11 protein-coding genes are annotated in these 15,564 nt (G+C 48.3%); 5 read left to right on the top strand and 6 right to left on the bottom strand.

Features of this window, described 5'->3' with window-relative positions:
* The first annotated feature begins 68 nt into the window (after positions 1–68).
* The 5 genes from GA0116948_RS12000 (at position 69) to GA0116948_RS11980 (ending at position 4,750) form a co-directional block, all read left to right on the top strand.
* Positions 69–740, top strand: coding sequence for a YggS family pyridoxal phosphate-dependent enzyme (locus tag GA0116948_RS12000; protein ID WP_089712466.1), 672 nt, complete (start codon positions 69–71; stop codon positions 738–740).
* 335 nt (positions 741–1,075) lie between these two features.
* Positions 1,076–2,323: a peroxiredoxin family protein gene (locus tag GA0116948_RS11995; protein WP_089712464.1), complete on the top strand. Its 1,248-nt coding sequence runs from the start codon at positions 1,076–1,078 to the stop codon at positions 2,321–2,323.
* A gap of 181 nt (positions 2,324–2,504) precedes the next feature.
* Positions 2,505–3,074, top strand: a complete 570-nt coding sequence (locus tag GA0116948_RS11990) for a hypothetical protein (RefSeq protein ID WP_089712462.1) — start codon at positions 2,505–2,507, stop codon at positions 3,072–3,074.
* Between the two features lie 99 nt (positions 3,075–3,173).
* Positions 3,174–3,773 carry a hypothetical protein gene (locus GA0116948_RS11985; protein ID WP_089712459.1) on the top strand — a complete coding sequence of 200 codons (600 nt, stop codon included), beginning with the start codon at positions 3,174–3,176 and terminating at the stop codon, positions 3,771–3,773.
* 62 nt (positions 3,774–3,835) lie between these two features.
* On the top strand, positions 3,836–4,750 hold the full coding sequence (locus GA0116948_RS11980) for a hypothetical protein (protein ID WP_123891771.1): 915 nt from the start codon (positions 3,836–3,838) through the stop codon (positions 4,748–4,750).
* Between the two features lie 26 nt (positions 4,751–4,776).
* On the opposite strand, the gene GA0116948_RS11975 is transcribed toward GA0116948_RS11980, so the two are convergent.
* From GA0116948_RS11975 to GA0116948_RS11950, 6 genes are read right to left on the bottom strand one after another with little or no spacing between them, the layout of a single operon-like run.
* The gene (locus GA0116948_RS11975) at positions 4,777–7,068 is read right to left on the bottom strand and encodes a S9 family peptidase (protein ID WP_205686121.1); all 2,292 of its coding nucleotides are present in this window, start codon (positions 7,066–7,068) and stop codon (positions 4,777–4,779) included.
* A gap of 4 nt (positions 7,069–7,072) precedes the next feature.
* A complete protein-coding gene (locus GA0116948_RS11970) occupies positions 7,073–8,173 on the bottom strand; it encodes a thioredoxin family protein (RefSeq protein WP_089712456.1) in 1,101 nt (366 codons plus the stop codon).
* Positions 8,170–10,584: a zinc-dependent metalloprotease gene (locus GA0116948_RS11965; RefSeq protein ID WP_089712454.1), complete on the bottom strand. Its 2,415-nt coding sequence runs from the start codon at positions 10,582–10,584 to the stop codon at positions 8,170–8,172. The genes GA0116948_RS11970 and GA0116948_RS11965 overlap by 4 nt, the downstream gene beginning before the upstream one ends.
* A gap of 21 nt (positions 10,585–10,605) precedes the next feature.
* Entirely contained in the window at positions 10,606–13,041 is a 2,436-nt protein-coding gene (locus tag GA0116948_RS11960; RefSeq protein WP_089712452.1) for a zinc-dependent metalloprotease, read from the bottom strand.
* A gap of 31 nt (positions 13,042–13,072) precedes the next feature.
* Positions 13,073–14,020 (bottom strand): hypothetical protein, encoded by a 948-nt coding sequence (locus GA0116948_RS11955; protein WP_089712451.1) that lies wholly within the window; start codon positions 14,018–14,020, stop codon positions 13,073–13,075.
* Positions 14,021–14,043: 23 nt separating this feature from the next.
* The gene (locus GA0116948_RS11950) at positions 14,044–15,564 is read right to left on the bottom strand and encodes a RagB/SusD family nutrient uptake outer membrane protein (protein WP_089712449.1); all 1,521 of its coding nucleotides are present in this window, start codon (positions 15,562–15,564) and stop codon (positions 14,044–14,046) included.

Here is a 15,564-nt window from a genome sequence, read left to right as displayed (position 1 = left end):
CTGCCCGCTGCCGTTGGCAGGAGAGAAGGCTACCAGACACTTACTCCCTTTTTTACTACTTTCGCGTCATGTCTATACAACTTCCCGCTTACCAGCAAATACAGGCCGCCTTGCTTCCTTATGGCGCGCGGCTGGTAGCCGTATCCAAATTAAAACCGGTGGCCGATATAAAGGCGCTGTATGCCGCCGGCCAGCGCGCTTTTGGCGAGAACTATGTGCAGGAACTGGTGGAAAAACAGCCACAATTGCCTGCCGATATCGAGTGGCATTTCATTGGCCATCTGCAAACCAATAAGGTAAAATACCTGGCCTCCTTTGTAAGCGTGATCCATACGGTGGATAGCCTGAAGCTGCTCCAGGAAATAGAGAAACAGGCCGCCAAGCAGCAGCGGGTGATAGACTGTTTGTTGCAGGTACACATAGCCCAGGAAACCACTAAGTTTGGGCTGAACGAATCTGAACTTTTGCAACTGCTACCGGCCGTGCAGGCCGCCGGTTTTGCGCACGTACGCATTACCGGGTTAATGGGCATGGCCACTAACACGGAGGATGAAAGCCTCGTACAGGCAGAGTTTCAGCAACTGAAAGCCTTACAGGAAAAGGTGAAGGCACAGTTTTTTGCAGACCAGGTATATTTTAAAGAATTGTCTATGGGTATGAGCGGGGATTACCAATTGGCCTTACAGGCGGGTAGTACGCTGGTGCGCATTGGCAGTTTATTGTTTGGCGCGCGCGGGTAATGGCGGTGGTGGCCTTTCCGGGGATCATAGACCACCTGTTGTAAGGTAGGGTGATGGGATGCCCATGGATAAGTGGCTAGCCTTTGGGGGCTGGCTTTTTTTATTTGATCCTGTTGATGGGTTTTTGTTGGCCCTGTCGGGCAGGATATAGGCAGGCATAAGCATAGCGGAGGGTAGGTAAAGGCCTATAAATAGTAGGCCCAGGGTTGGGTATCCCCTGGCTTGCTGCTGCGCTGCGGTTATTTTTTCCCTGATATGCTTACTTTTGAAGGAGGCGTTGCCACCACCACGGCGCTGTTTGTACCTATTTATTTACGATTAACCAATCTTACAGCATGAAACAATTGCTCTTTTTCCTGGCCTGCTGCTCCGGCTTCCCCTGCCTGGCGGGCGATGGTGGTACATTTGCGAACGGCACCTGGCAGGGCCGCCTGCACCGCACCGATGGGGTAGACATCGTGTTTAATTTTGAGGTGAAGGATAGCGCTGCGCGCAAGGTGATCTACATCCGCAATGCCGGCGAGCGCCTGCTGGTAGATGAAGTATCTGTGAAGGGAGATTCAGTAAACTTTACCATGCCGTTTTTTGACTCCGAATTTAAAACGGCACTACAGCCCAATGGACGACTGGAAGGTCAGTGGATACGCCACCTGCCGGAGCGCAACGTAGTATTTCCCTTTACGGCCATCCCCCACGAAAGCGCACGCTTTTCTACTGCGGTGGCACCGGCAAAAAATGTAAGCGGTCGCTGGGCTACCTATTTCGTAACGCCCAAAGACACCGATTTTGCCGTAGGCGAATTTAAACAAACCGCTAGCAAAGTAACGGGTACCTTCCTCACCACCACTGGCGACTACCGTTTCCTGGAAGGCACCGTGAGCGGCGATACCCTGCGGCTAAGCACCTTCGACGGATCGCATGCATTTGTATTCCAGGCTATCATAAACGACGATCATTCTCTGAGCGAAGGGGTATTTTACGCAGGCCCAGGCAGCAAAGAACAATGGTATGCCCATAAGGATGCCAAGGCTTCCCTGCCTGCAGCAACCGCCCTGGCGGGCATGCGTCCTGGACAAACACAACTGGACTTTGCCTTTCCGGCGCTGGATGGCAAAATCGTTTCCATCAAAGACCCGGCTTTTAAAGGTAAGGTGGTGATTGTAACCCTGCTGGGCTCTTGGTGTCCCAACTGTATGGACGAAAATGCCTACCTCGCCAAATGGTATGAGCAAAATAAATCCAGGGGAGTGGCCATCATAGGGCTTGCTTACGAACGCACCACCGATGCCGCTGCTTCCGTAAAAGCGCTGCAACCTTTTATTCATCGATTTGGCATTACCTACCCCCTCTTGCTCACCGGTGTAACGCCCGGCGATCCGCAGAAAGGAGAGAAAACTCTGCCACAGCTTACTGGCGTGAAAGGATTTCCTACCACCATTTTCATAGACCGGGAGGGTAATGTGAAAGCAGTACATACCGGCTTTTCCGGACCAGGTACGGGCGAACATTATGAAACCTTTAAAAAGGAATTTAATGAACTGGTAGACCAACTGCTGAAACAACCGCTTGCCGCAGCCAACTAGTGGTGTCTATATATTTTGCGGGGTTGACCAAAAAGTATTGGTCAGCCCCTTTTTATTCGGGTACCTGATAAAAACCTATTATTGATTAAGCGATTCAAAAAAGCTTTCATTTTACTTTTTGGTCAGCCTCTTTCATTTTATGGAATTTTTTAATATTTTGTACCATTATAATCGTTGTCCTATGTCTAAGCCCGTGTTTTTTTTGATGGTTCTTTGTTGCCTCACCGCCTGCCATCCTACCACTTCCACTACCCACCCAAAGGATACTACCTTGCTGGTAACAGACACTGTGCATACGGTACAATCTGCGCCACCCCCTATAGGAAGCGCCCGGCCTGTAAATCCGTATGAGGGGCTCGATACGTCGGATGTGCCGCTGCCAGCACTGGCCCATGTAACCACCCTGGCGCTGGACACCCTACAAGGCCTGCCTGAATTTACGGACGGTTGTGTATTGATGGCCGCCGGCAGCCGCAAGGCATTCCGGGAGGGAATCTACCTGCTGGCCGGCGATTTTTCAGTGATCGTGATAAAGATAAAAGGCACACCAGTGTACCTGCATATATCGCACAAGATGGAGGCCGGGGAAGACGACCAGTGGTATGAAGGCCACGGTATTAAAGTACATATCCATTCCAATGACCGTACCGGGCCGGATGCCAACGATAGCATTATTTATGCCGGAATGATAGAAGTGGAGTGGGGCAATCAGAAAATATCCATCCCGGTGAATGGGGCAGTGGGCTGCTGATACAAAAAAAACAAGTATAAAAATAGAGGGCGATGCCGGATGTTGATTAACTTGCCCTACCGGTCTGATATTCGGCTGATAGCTAAATCTGTTGATTCTATGCATAAACTTGCCTTCATTTTTGCACTGGGTACACTCGGTGTGATGGCCTGTAATTCCAACATCAATACCAACACTGCCCAACAGCAGGATACTACTAATGCAACGATTGCCGATACTGCCTTAGCCGGCATGAATAAAACCGCTTCTGTAAATGATAGCGTGGCCGCCAATGCCCTGCCCAGCACCCGGCAGATAGATACCTCTGATGCGCCGATTGCCGCACTGGCCGGTGCTACCGCTTTAAAACTGGATAAGATGGTAGGCATTCCCGACTTTATCCAGGGCTGTACAGACGGATCGGCAGAAAGTGAAGCGGATCTTGATAAAGAGCAATTTATTTTTGTAAGCGATGGCCAGTTTGTGGGCATGCTTCAGGTAAATGGGGTGCGTGTGTTCCTGCGGGCAGACCTGAGCCACGATAGCAAAGAAGGCCAGGATGTGTGGTATAAAGGACATGGATTTGTCGTGCATCTCACCATTGCCCACCAGCAAACGCACGCGGCCACCGATACCTTTACCTACGATGGTACGCTGGAAGTGATGAAAGACGGCAAAAGCATTAGTAAGAAAAAGATATGGGGCGGCGGCGCCTGTTAAAATCATTATAAGTGTAGCAGGCAGTAGTTGTTTTATGCCCGATGAATATATTTGCAAACCCTATGTGTAAAGTAAGTATCAAATATTTAATGATCATGGCGGCCCTGCTGTTATGCGCTACGGCCTGTCATACCCGCTCTAATAAGCGGCTGAATGAAATGGCTTTGCAGGATAGTTGGTACGCCCTGCACCTGCAATGGAAGGTGAAAACCCTTACGCAATACGAATACATTGCCCGCAATGGAGAAAAACCCGGTGCCTGGTACCGCAAGGACGTTTATAATTTTGACCAGGACGGCTACCTGCAGGAAAATCAAATCTATTTTAACCAGGGCGCTTATCAGGACCTAAAACAGCCTGCACTTTATCTCCGCCAGGAATATACCTACGACAACCGGCAAAATCTGGTGCTTAAAAAAGTGTATGCCAGCGATGGTCACCTGAACTACCGCGAACGTTTTGTATACGATGATCATAACAGCCTGGCCCGCCAAACCGGCGTGAACGGAGGGGGCATCGATACCTTTCGCATTGCTTACCAAAATAAATATAACCGGGGTGGGCAGATCGTGGAGCGGCGCACCTCGGCCGGCAAGCCGCCCAAACCCGTGGCGAAAGAAATATACACTTACAACGCGAATGGCAATTTGGAAACAGAAAAGAAATATGGCAGCGATCCGGTGAAAAAGAATTTTTACCTGCTCTACAGCATCACCTCCAAATACAACGGCGACTGGCTACTCATTAGCCAGGAAAAGCGCGATGCCCTTGCCCATACGCTCTCTACCCTTACTTACGACCTGAAAGGGAACGTGCTTAAAAACCTGGTGAAAGATGATGATGGCAATATTGACAACAACGCCACCGATGTGATGACTTACGAATTTGATAAACGCGGCAACTGGACTATACAGACCGTTGCTGATGCAGCAGGCAAAGCTAAGACGTTTTATAAAAGGGAGATCGTGTATTACTAACAGCATGGATCATGTTCATTGCCCTATTATTGCTTCATTAGATCAGTGTTCTCGCCCAGGCCTTCGCCGTCAATCAAATACCGGCCAAAGAAGTGCCATTGTTTACGTTGGTAATAAGTTTTATAATCCCCTTCATAAGTATGCGTTTGCCCCGGCAGTATCAGGAGCTCAAAGTCTTTGCCGGCGTGAATAAGGGCGTCTGCCATCCGGAGCGTATTGCTGGGGTTCACGTTCATATCGTATTCTCCTGCAACCAGCAATAACTTTCCCTTTAAATTTTTTGCCAGGGATTGGTTTTTATCCACCTTAAACGTAAACGGGGTGGCCACTGCGTTTTTATTAGCGGTCACTTCGTCCGCAGCGCTATCGGCCCCCAGGCTAATGCCCTGGTAGCTTTCTCCCCAGGTGCGGTTATAGATGCTGTTATCATGATTGCCGGAAGAGGCAACACCCACCTTATAAAAATCGGGATAGGTACACAGGGCTGTAGCCGCCATGGCGCCGCCGCCGGAATGACCGGTGATGCCTACCCGGTGGATATCTATAAATGAATACCGCTGCGCAAGCTGTTCCAGCCCATACTTATCGTCTTCCAGTGCATAGTCTCTTAGTTGGCCATAGCCATATTTGTAATAAGCCGCGTTGCGATACGGCGAGCCGCCTCTGTGGCCCATACACACCACAATGCAACCCAGTTGCGCCAACGAAGTATTATTATACCGGTCTAACACAGTGAAGTCTGTCCACACGGTTTCCGTTTGCGGGCCGGGATATACCTGCGAGATCACCGGGTATTTGCGGGTGGAGTCGAAGTTATACGGTTTCCACATAATGCCATACAGGTTGGTGATGCCGTCTTTAGCTTTAACGGTAAAGGGCTCTGGTGTTTTCCAGCCATAGGCGTATAGTTTACTAATATCTGGCGTAAATACGGCCTTCACCCATTTGCCATGGCTGGTTCTTAATACAGTTTGAGGGGCCTGGTCAATGCGGGAATAGGTGTCCACTATGTATTGGCCCGTGGGTGAAATAAATACCTGGTGGGAGGCATCTTCCGGCGTGATGAGCTTTGCTGCGCCACCGGAGAGCGGTGATTCGTAAACGTGAGGGAAATTGGGATTACGCCCTTTTTCTTTGCCATAACCATAATACAATAGGGTGCGGTGCAGGGTATCCAACTGCAATATCCTGGCAGCTGTCCACTCACCATGTGTTACAGCGTTCTTCATGGTGCCATCCTTTGCATACAGGTAATAATGTCCCCAACCCGAACGGTCGGACCACCATAAAATGTCGTTGCCGCCATTCCATATTTTTACGGCAAACAGGTCGGTATTGATATATGGTTTACTTACTTCGTTAATCACTACGCGTACTTTGCCGTTTTGGATGTCTACGGCACAAAGCTCCATTTCATCACGGGTACGCCGGGATCTGGTAAAAAATATTTCCGGCGAACGGGCATCCGATGGGATTACCGTGATCTCCTGGTCCTGCCACTTCTCTATGTTCACCTGCACCAGCTTAGCATCTGCAACGTGGCCAATGAATAGTGCAAATTGTTTTACGTTTTTATCGCCGGGCAATTCATATTTGTAAGTTTCTACCCGTGGGCGAGGCCATGCCAGGGAATTGATCACTGACAGTACGCCTACCTTGCGGGTATCTTCCCTTACCAGGCAAAAGGTGGTGGCATTGTGCCAGTAGCGTTCCGTGAAAGAAAGAGCTGTTTCGTTGTTGGCCAACACCCTGTTTGGGGTAGCTGTATCGTGCAGGCTTTTTAAAACAATTTTATTCCCATCCTCATAAATTGTCCATTGCTTATCGGGGGAGATACTGCCAGGGGCCCATACCCGTTGTGCTGCCCGAGGGGTAGCAGTGGCTTTCGACAGTTTGCCCCGCACGTAGTTGTAAAGATAAATGTCTCCCTTGTAATCAAATTGCACAACATCCGGTGATGTTCCCAGTTTGGGCAATTGTTGCTGGGTGTCCGGCAGCCGGATGCTATCTACCGGCTCTTTTCGCAAGGCGGCCAATTGCGGAACAATTTTTTGCTTGTCAAAAAGCAGGTATTGCTGCTGCCTTTTAGGATCTACCAGGAAGGTATTTTTATGTGGAATGCCGCCATCGCTAAACCAGAATGCGTCGCTGTGATTTATGAACTGGGGGATGACCAGCAGCGTGCCTATCCGTGTGGCCAGGCTGTCTGCTTCGTATTTGTTGGCGGCCGCGTAGTCTGCTTTTTGCGCAAACAGTGCCATTGCAGCCAGTTGTAGACAGCCAGATAGCAGGCTACTCCGTATAAATTGTTGTACCATGTGCTTAATTGCGGATCATCGATTTAGCCATACCAGTTAGGAAATGGTCTTGAGATGTTTGCAGGATTTTCTCCGATATTTCGTTCAGCCTGGGGATAGGGATCTTTGTGCCTGCATTGCAAAACGTCCAGAAAGAATAGGCAATGCGCTGATTTTGCGGGCTAAAGTGATCAATATGATCAGCCAGGAGGTTAGATACTTTGAGTTTATCTTCTTCTCCTGCTGCCTGTGCAATATCCATGAGCAACAGCAGCTGGTCTTTATCAGGCAGGTCTGTAGTCATGAGCTCCCGGCGATGTGTATCAAATTCGGCTTTGTTATAAGGGTATCCTTTTTTGAAATAAAAACCTTCCAGCGCGTAGGCGGCAATTTTCCGGTACATATCGCCCAGCCGGTTTTCCACCACGGCTTTGCCATTTTCTTTTACAAATGCACGCCAGTTGGCACAGAGATAGGCAAAGTTTTCGCTGTGCACGTCCGAGAGGTAAAGGCGGTATCTGTTTTCGGCAAACAGGAACCAATTGGAAGCGGCAGTTCTTTGTTTATCGCTAAGGTGATGGAAGTATTCTTTTGCAAGTTGTTTGCCTTCGGTAATCTCCATCATTTCCAGTTTGGTGCGGATATAATTGCTGATAAAGGAATCTTGCCGGTTGCCCTCTGCGTATTGCCTGTTCATAACGGCAATTTTATTATCGGGTTGAAGCCCTGCCCGGATCTTTTCCATGAATTCATTGGCAGACATGGCACCTACAAACTTGTAAAGGATATCGCCATTTACGTTGAGCAGCAGGAAGGAGGGAAAGGCACCTATCTTGTATTTCTTCATGGCTGCCAGTCCTTCGCCCTGCTCCATGTCCAGACTAACACTGATGAGGTGGGCATTGAAAAAATCGGCCACACTATCTGTTTTAAACACCGTAGCGGCCATGGCCTTACAAGGGCCGCACCATTGCGTGTAGCAATCTACAAAAACTGTTTTGCCCGTGGTCTTGCCTTCCTGCAAAGCGGCGCTCAGCGCATCTTTTTGGAAAGCGATCTCCCGGTTTTGAGCCCGGGTGGGAAAACTGGCCAAGAGAAGTAGTATAAAGCAGTGTAGGATCCTCATTGTCCTTTGTTTATATAATTATTATTTAACTGAATTTTCATTAGTTTATAATGCTGCTGTACCATAGGGTCCTGGGTCGTATTGCAGGCCTGATCCAAATGTTGTATAAATGTATCCATGTAGGCATTCATTACTGCGCTAATATCTGACACGCCTCCAGATATCCTGTTTTTAGCAGCGAGGTCTATCAGCGCGCTGGTCATTGCAGCTTGTATAGCCAGCGTATAGGTGTTATTAGTGGCACTGGGCTGAAAGTCCTTAAAAATATAATGATCGATATTGCGAAACAGGTCGGCAGTGGTAAAGGCCTTGTTGCCTTGCATTTCTTCGGCTTGCAACAGGCCGCGGATCATGTCTGGGCTTACCAGCGCATTGATCACGGTTTGAGCTGTTCGCAGCATAATCTTCTCCGTGTTAGTACCATCGAGCGATTGCGCCCGGTTGTTTTTTATCCATTCTGGCAAGCCTTGTAGTAAATGCGTATTCAGAAAATCAAAAGTTTGTTGCTGCCGTTCTTTTGATACAAAGGTATAGGGTACTTCGTTATAATTTCGCATCACTACGGTGCTGTATTTCCCGCCAATATTGGGCAGCACACTGGTAACACAAGAACTGTATTGCGTTAAAAAATTAGTGGCAATGAGCAGGTAAGGAAACCATTCATCGTCTTCATTTTTCATAGCAGCCGTAATCTTTTCCAGTTGAGGGTAAAAATATTGGATGTTGCGAAGGCCCATCGCCGCCGCCTCCAGGTTATCTGACGACAGATCACCGTGTTGGGTGGCTGGACTTCTTTTATCTTCTGCGGTGTAATAATAATCTGGATCGATCACACCGTTTTTGAGAAAGTGGCGATTGCGTTTTTCTACTGTTTGTTCCCGGTAGGCCCATTCTATTGCAAAGCGGTCATAGCTGCCCACATGGGGAATCACGGAGGAAACGTCTACCGTTTCTCCTGGCTGTGGCAGGAAATTAAATAACAGGTCGTCCGTTACAGAAGATGTCATGCCGTGCGTGGCTACAAAGTGGGCATTCCTAAGCTGGGCAGGCGTGTAAGCTGCACTGCCGGCATAATTGGGGCGCATACCCAGTAGTTTGGCCATGGCTTGCGCTACCTTGTATTCCAGGAGATCGCTTTTCACGGCAGGGGAGTGCAAGTCTTCCTGTATCCTTTTATCGTACATTCCGCACTGCACAAAATATTTGGGCAGCAGGTCTTCCAGCATTTCTTCAGATACATTCATCCTTGCCGCCAGTATTTCACCTGTTCTTGGATCATCTATGAGGGTAGTGGCGGGTTCCTGATACGCGTTGCCCCACTTCACCATTATCTTGCCGGTGGCTATCCAGGCATCATCGGGTGAAGTAGTGATCTGCAATGCCTCTTTAAAACCGGCTGCTTCAAAGCATTTATTCCATTGCAGAATGCCCTTTTTAATGGCGGCTGCATATATGGCTGGAATGCTTTTATCAAGGTATACCAGGATAGGTTTTGCCGGTGTTACCAAAGTGCCTTGTTCGTATTTTTTTACATCTTCGGGCCTTACACGAAGGTCCCATTTTTTGATAACGGATACTTTTTTGGCGGTGTAGGTGGCACGGCCAAAGTCGGTATAGTTTTCGGTTTCAAAGCCTACCCGGCGATCGCTGTAGGTAACCGGCATCTTTGTTTTATCGAGTTGCTGGAAAATGAGTTCCAATTCATAGGTTGAAGCTTTGTCTTCTCCCTTGCCCGCGTTAGGATCTTTTGTGTAATCGGTTTGCGAATGGGTAACGGTAAATACTACGCCCTTATCTACCGGCTTTACCCCTAGCACGCCAGATCTGGCCGGGTCGGGGGTACTAAGCTGGCTGTAGTTCTGGAAGGAAAAAAGATCGCCTCCCTGGTTCAGCTGCTGGGTAATGTCTATGATATAACTGCCTGTCTTTTTTCCCCTGGCTTCTATGTGCAGCACATAACTCACGGGCTGTAAGGTAGACTTATCCAGCAGTTCCTGCATACCGGCATTTTCCGAAGCAGTTTCGCTGTAAGTATCGCGGGTTACGTTCAGGTTTTCATGAAATCCCCGTGTTATTTTTATAATGCCGGACGACTTTGCCAGGATGGCGGGTCCGTTTTTCAGGTCGCCGATTACAAGGATATCCCGGTTTTGCATCTCCGGATCTATTTGCATAAAATACCGGTCTTTATCCCGGTATACGGTAAAAGCCCCCGGCAGTGTTTGCATAGTTGGTTTATAAAAGTGTTCAAAAGCAGGGAGGCTGTCTGTTTCACTACTATGCCCTTTGGCGCCACTTCCTTCGTTTGCAGGGTAGGTCGTTTTTCTGCTATTGCCTTTAGCCGGGTGCTGGGCCATCGTTATCGGCATTCCCAGCGCTAGCAGGAGGCATATATTTAACATTTGTTTCATCTCAACTTTCAATGTTATGGACTATTTATTCAGTTTGTTATCCGGGTTTCCATTTTCCCACAGGGCTATCATATCAGCAATAGCCCGCAAATGCATTTTGGAAAGATGATCCGGGTTTTTGTCGGCAGCTGCCTTTGTGGTAGCGGCAATTTTATCTAGCTGCATTTTCATCAGCACGGCTATATTATCTGCCTGGTAGGCTGGGTTGATGGCTCCGTTTATTAGCTTTGACACATACGATTGTTGCAATAGCCGTTTGTAAGCAGAAATGGGTGTGGCATCTTCCACATGGGAAAATACCCCTTCGTACAGGTCATTAAAAAATGCAGCGGTGGTGTAAGGATCTTGGTTGTCGTGCAGGTGTTCCTGGCCGGCAATGTACAGGCATTTGTACAGAATCTTGCCCAAGTAAGTATCGTAGTCTGCAGCTACCTGGTCGTTAAATCCAAAGCCTGTTTTGTTACAAATGTCTTTAGGGAAAAGCCAGGTAGGCTCTTCAAAAAAATAGGTTTTGAGAAATTGCATGGCCTGCTGTTGCTGAGCCTTGGTCACAGCAACATAGTGCGGCTGGTTATCAGTGCGCAACGATTCGTTGGCCCATCTTCCTGCCAGGTTTTTGATAACATGGGTGAGGTAATCGCCATAACGGCTTACGGAACTGGCGTACATCTGTCTTAAAAGAGTATAGTTATCGTCATCATCTTTTTCCGTCCATGCCGCTATATTTTTTAACAATAGTTTCAGGTTGTTAATGCCCAGTTCTCCGGCTTTCATAGCATTATTGCCCACATCTTCTGCTTGCACGCGGGGGTCAAAGAAATCGCCTTCCTGCAAGTAAAATAAGCGCGGATCTTTTAGCTTTTCAGATACCCAGGATCGCAGGTATTTGCTTTCTTCCAGGGATGTTTTAAACTGGGGCATGTATTTATATCCCCAGGCGATGGCATAGTTATCGTATACGCCTACCCGTGGTAGCAACAGTTCGGCTGGAATGTGATCTTGTGGCTGTACTACATAATCGAAGCGCATGTAGTCCATCATGGATGCGCCAAAGCTATTTTTTTGTAAAAAGTCCTGGTTTCGAATGCTGTCTATATCGTAGGCAGAACTGCCTGCAAAGTTGTGCCGCAGGCCCAGCGTGTGGCCTACTTCATGGCATACCACCGTTTGGGCCAGTGGCCCCATAACATCAGGGGTAAATGGAATATGATGGGTGCGTGGGTCCAATACGCCGCACATTACAAAGTACCAGCGCTGCACCAGGTCAAATACATTGTGGAATACGGCTACGTGCGAACTGAGTATTTCACCCGATCGCGGGTCTACGATAGATGGGCCGTAGGCATTAGGATTGGCAGAAGGTTTGTAGGAAATAATAGAATAATGAACATTATCGATGGCGTAGGCGCTGTCTTCTTGCTGTGAAGGCTCCATTTTCCCGAGGATGGCGTTTTTAAAGCCAATTTGTTCAAAGGCTTTTTGCCAGGCATTTACACCTGCAATAAAGTAGGGGCGCAGTGCTTCGGGGGTGTTACGGTCTATGTAAAAAACTATGGGTTTGGCAGGTTCTACCAGCTCACCACGTTCGTAGCGGGCCACATCTTCAGGCTTTGGCTCCAATCGCCAGCGGGTGGCTACTACGGTATTTTTTACCTGGTTTGGATCGCGGCTATAATCTTTCATTTGGCGCATGAAATAGCCTACACGTTTGTCGGCAAGCCGTTGTTGCATCGGCACATCGGGGAGCAGGTACCAGCAGGCCCCCACCTCCCACACCGTGGGTGCAGAAGTTGGTTTTTTTTCATCGTTGGCAGGCCTGTTTTCTTCATCCTGTGGCGCACTGCCCCCTGGGCCGTAGGTTTTCACGGATCGGAAAATGATATTGTCTTGATAACAAGTTACACTTAAAGGATAGGAGCGTTCCCGCATATAACTACCCAATTTTAGTTCTTCTTTCACGCCTTTAAGGGAAAACATTGGATTGTCTCCGGTAAAGGCGGTGGTAATATCTATGAGTACCGAACCACTGTCTGCCGCCTGTATGTCGAATGCCATGTACACCGGCAGGGTAGCAGATTGCAGCAATTTGTAATAACTGCTGCTGCTGTCGGCGGCATTGTAGAAAACCGGTTGTGTCAATAATACCTTCTGATTGGCTCCCTGGCTAAAACGGATTACGCCATCATACACTGCATCTCCGGCAAAGCCAAAACGCTGTTGTACATCCCGAACTGCCTGGGCAGAACCTTTGTTGATGGTTATCGTGGTCAGGATATCCCTGTTGAGCAGGGCCAGGGGAAGCTGCATGAAGTATTGCTCATCTTGCAGATAGATATTGAACATGCCTTTGTAAGCTTTTGCCCCTGGCTTTATAAACTGGCTGACGGTGGGTAATTCCTTTGCTTGTAGCGTTATGCCAAAGAGCAGGAGGAGGATAATTGAAAAACCGGATCTCATAAATGTTTAAATTTGGCGGAAGGGTTGGCCTCTAAGGGTTGCAAGCGTTCCCTATGGCTTGCAGGTCTACGTTGTAAGTAGTGATAAAATAATTTCTGACAATGTTGTACCGCTTCTGTATAATTCCATTAGCATCTTTCTTACTGTTAAGGATGCCCGTAAAGGTGGCATCGTACGTAGAAAGCGCCGCAGTATGCAAAGTTGTTTCCGATACGGTGGTCATGGCCAGCAGATACTGGTACCAGTCGGAGGTAGCGGTAGGCCCGTTGTAATAGGGGGTTAGCATGCCTTTGGAATATGCATCGAGCATGCTGGTAGGCGTAGACGTATAGTTAGTCTGTTCTGTAAATTCTTCAATAGGGCTGGTGATGCCACGACCTATGATACTTTTGATAAAAATGAGATTCACTTTTGTGAGGTAGGCCAGCGAGTCGGCCTGGCTCATGCTCAGTACGCGCTCATTGCCATAGTTGATGCAAATATTGTCGTAGTTATACCAGGCGCCCACGTGTTTGGTTCCTTTGGTGATGGTAGGGGGCGAGGTGGAGAAGTCGTAGTTGTTATACACCGAATCTACCTCGCTGCATAGCAATATTTTTACTGGTAAAAATGCTTTTAAAAATGTATCGGAATAAAAACGGAGGCAGCTTACATCGAATAAGCTAAGCTGGGCCTTGATATAAGGATCCAGGGCAGGTGTCATTTCAAAGCCGTTCGACCAGTAGCCGCTGGTACCCAGGGTGGCGTTTTTATAACCGGTAGGTGTCCAGTAGGCGTCTTTTTCGCTAAAATTATACAGAAAATAACTGTGGTATTTATCGAAATAAGACTGGATCAGCGTATCGTAATCATGCGTGCCCTGAGGCAGCGTATAGCCATCATTGATAGTGGTAGGCGTAAGCCGTCCTTCAGATTTTTTACAGCTTGCCACGCTAATCACGAGTACCAGCAGTGACATGTATTTGATATATCTGTTCATGGTGTTTCGTTTTAATAAGGGTATTACCTTGGGTTTTGCATTAGCTTGTAATTCCGGTTGATGGCGGTAAAAGGAATAGGGAGGGCGTAAACCAGGCTGCCGGAAGGCAAGGTTACATCCGTGGTACTGCCATCTGCCGCAATAAAATGGTGGGAGATAGACAGGCCCCAGCGCTTGATGTCTACCCATCGGTGGCATTCTTCCAGGCACAGTTCGCGCCTGCGCTCGTCCTGGCAAAATTTAAACAGGCTGTCGGCATCGGTTATATTCACGGGCACATAAGCGGTGTTGCGCGTGTCGTAACGGGATGCACGCAGGGTATTCAGGTCGCTGAGTGCATTGCCGGAAAAGGTGGCATTACCGGTAGCGATATACTTCCTGGCATATGCTTCAGCCCTGTTCAGATATACTTCTGCCAGCCGAATGCCATTGGTACCATACTTGGCAGTACTATTTATTTTACCAGTGTAGTTCAGGTAATAACCATTGGAATACCAGCGGGTGAAGTAAGATGCGTAGCGCAGGTCCCCCTGGTTGCTGGTAGAAGTGCCAGGATCGTAAATAGATTGCAGGGAGGCCGATACTGTGTAAGGCGGCTTCTCATATCCTTGTGAAGGAAAGTATCCATTAGCAATAGTTGGATTAGCGCCGGAAACCCATATTACTTCCGGGCTGCGGTCTGTATTGTAAATGCCTGCATCGCTCATTAAACCGGCAGTGGTAAGATAGGAGGTGAGCTGTGTTAGGATAGACCTTTCCGCCAGTACCTTGTTGGCATAGGTAACTACGCTGTCCATGTCCTGGTCGCGGCCCATATACAGGTACATGCGCGATAACAGGCTGTAGGCCGCCACGTGGCCTGCCCGGAAGGCAGTAGATGGCGTGAAGTTAGCCTTTAATAATTCCGCAGCTTGTTTCAAGTCTTTTTCTACCTGCGCATACACTTCGGCAATGGTGTTGCGGGTAGGGTAGTTGTCTGTAACGGTACTCGACAAAATGAGTGGAACGCCCAGGCTCACATTGGGATCTATGCCTTTTCCGTTAAAGGGCTGGCTGTACAGCGTTACCAGCCGGAGATAATAGTATCCGCGGAGAAACAGGGTTTGCCCCAGGATGGCATTTTTTTGCTGATCGGTTCCAGATACTTTACTCAGGTTATCCATGACCACATTACAACCATTGATCTTGCTGTAGTAAATGCTATAAGAGTCGGTACCCAATGAAAGGATAGGGTCACCATCAAACATTTTGGGATCCCAATTGAACACCAGGGTGCCATTTTGCAGGGCACTCAGGTAGCTGGGGTCCGGGTCGCCATTGTACAGCTTTCCCTGTCCATTGCTTTGAATGTCGTCTGTCAGCAGGTCTACAAAAGTATTTACGGCGTCCTGATAGGGATAGGCTTCCGCATTCATCAGCGAGGTGAGATCATCTGTTGTCTCCGGTTTAATTTCATCCGGGCTTGTTTCCTTCAGGAATTTCCGGCAGGATATGCATGTGCATAGGCTGAATAACAGGATTAAATATGTGATGCGTTTGGTCAT

This window comes from Chitinophaga costaii (assembly GCF_900094705.1).
GTDB classification, from domain to species: Bacteria; Bacteroidota; Bacteroidia; order Chitinophagales; family Chitinophagaceae; genus Chitinophaga; species Chitinophaga costaii.
This window is presented reverse-complemented; position numbering and strand designations above follow the sequence as displayed.

Coding starts and splice junctions, on each gene's coding strand:
- GA0116948_RS12000 (WP_089712466.1), top strand. CDS start 69: ATGTCTATACAACTTCCCGCTTACCAGCAAATACAGGCCGCCTTGCTT.
- GA0116948_RS11995 (WP_089712464.1), top strand. CDS start 1,076: ATGAAACAATTGCTCTTTTTCCTGGCCTGCTGCTCCGGCTTCCCCTGC.
- GA0116948_RS11990 (WP_089712462.1), top strand. CDS start 2,505: ATGTCTAAGCCCGTGTTTTTTTTGATGGTTCTTTGTTGCCTCACCGCC.
- GA0116948_RS11985 (WP_089712459.1), top strand. CDS start 3,174: ATGCATAAACTTGCCTTCATTTTTGCACTGGGTACACTCGGTGTGATG.
- GA0116948_RS11980 (WP_123891771.1), top strand. CDS start 3,836: ATGTGTAAAGTAAGTATCAAATATTTAATGATCATGGCGGCCCTGCTG.
- GA0116948_RS11975 (WP_205686121.1), bottom strand. CDS start 7,068: ATGGTACAACAATTTATACGGAGTAGCCTGCTATCTGGCTGTCTACAA.
- GA0116948_RS11970 (WP_089712456.1), bottom strand. CDS start 8,173: ATGAGGATCCTACACTGCTTTATACTACTTCTCTTGGCCAGTTTTCCC.
- GA0116948_RS11965 (WP_089712454.1), bottom strand. CDS start 10,584: ATGAAACAAATGTTAAATATATGCCTCCTGCTAGCGCTGGGAATGCCG.
- GA0116948_RS11960 (WP_089712452.1), bottom strand. CDS start 13,041: ATGAGATCCGGTTTTTCAATTATCCTCCTCCTGCTCTTTGGCATAACG.
- GA0116948_RS11955 (WP_089712451.1), bottom strand. CDS start 14,020: ATGAACAGATATATCAAATACATGTCACTGCTGGTACTCGTGATTAGC.
- GA0116948_RS11950 (WP_089712449.1), bottom strand. CDS start 15,564: ATGACCAAACGCATCACATATTTAATCCTGTTATTCAGCCTATGCACA.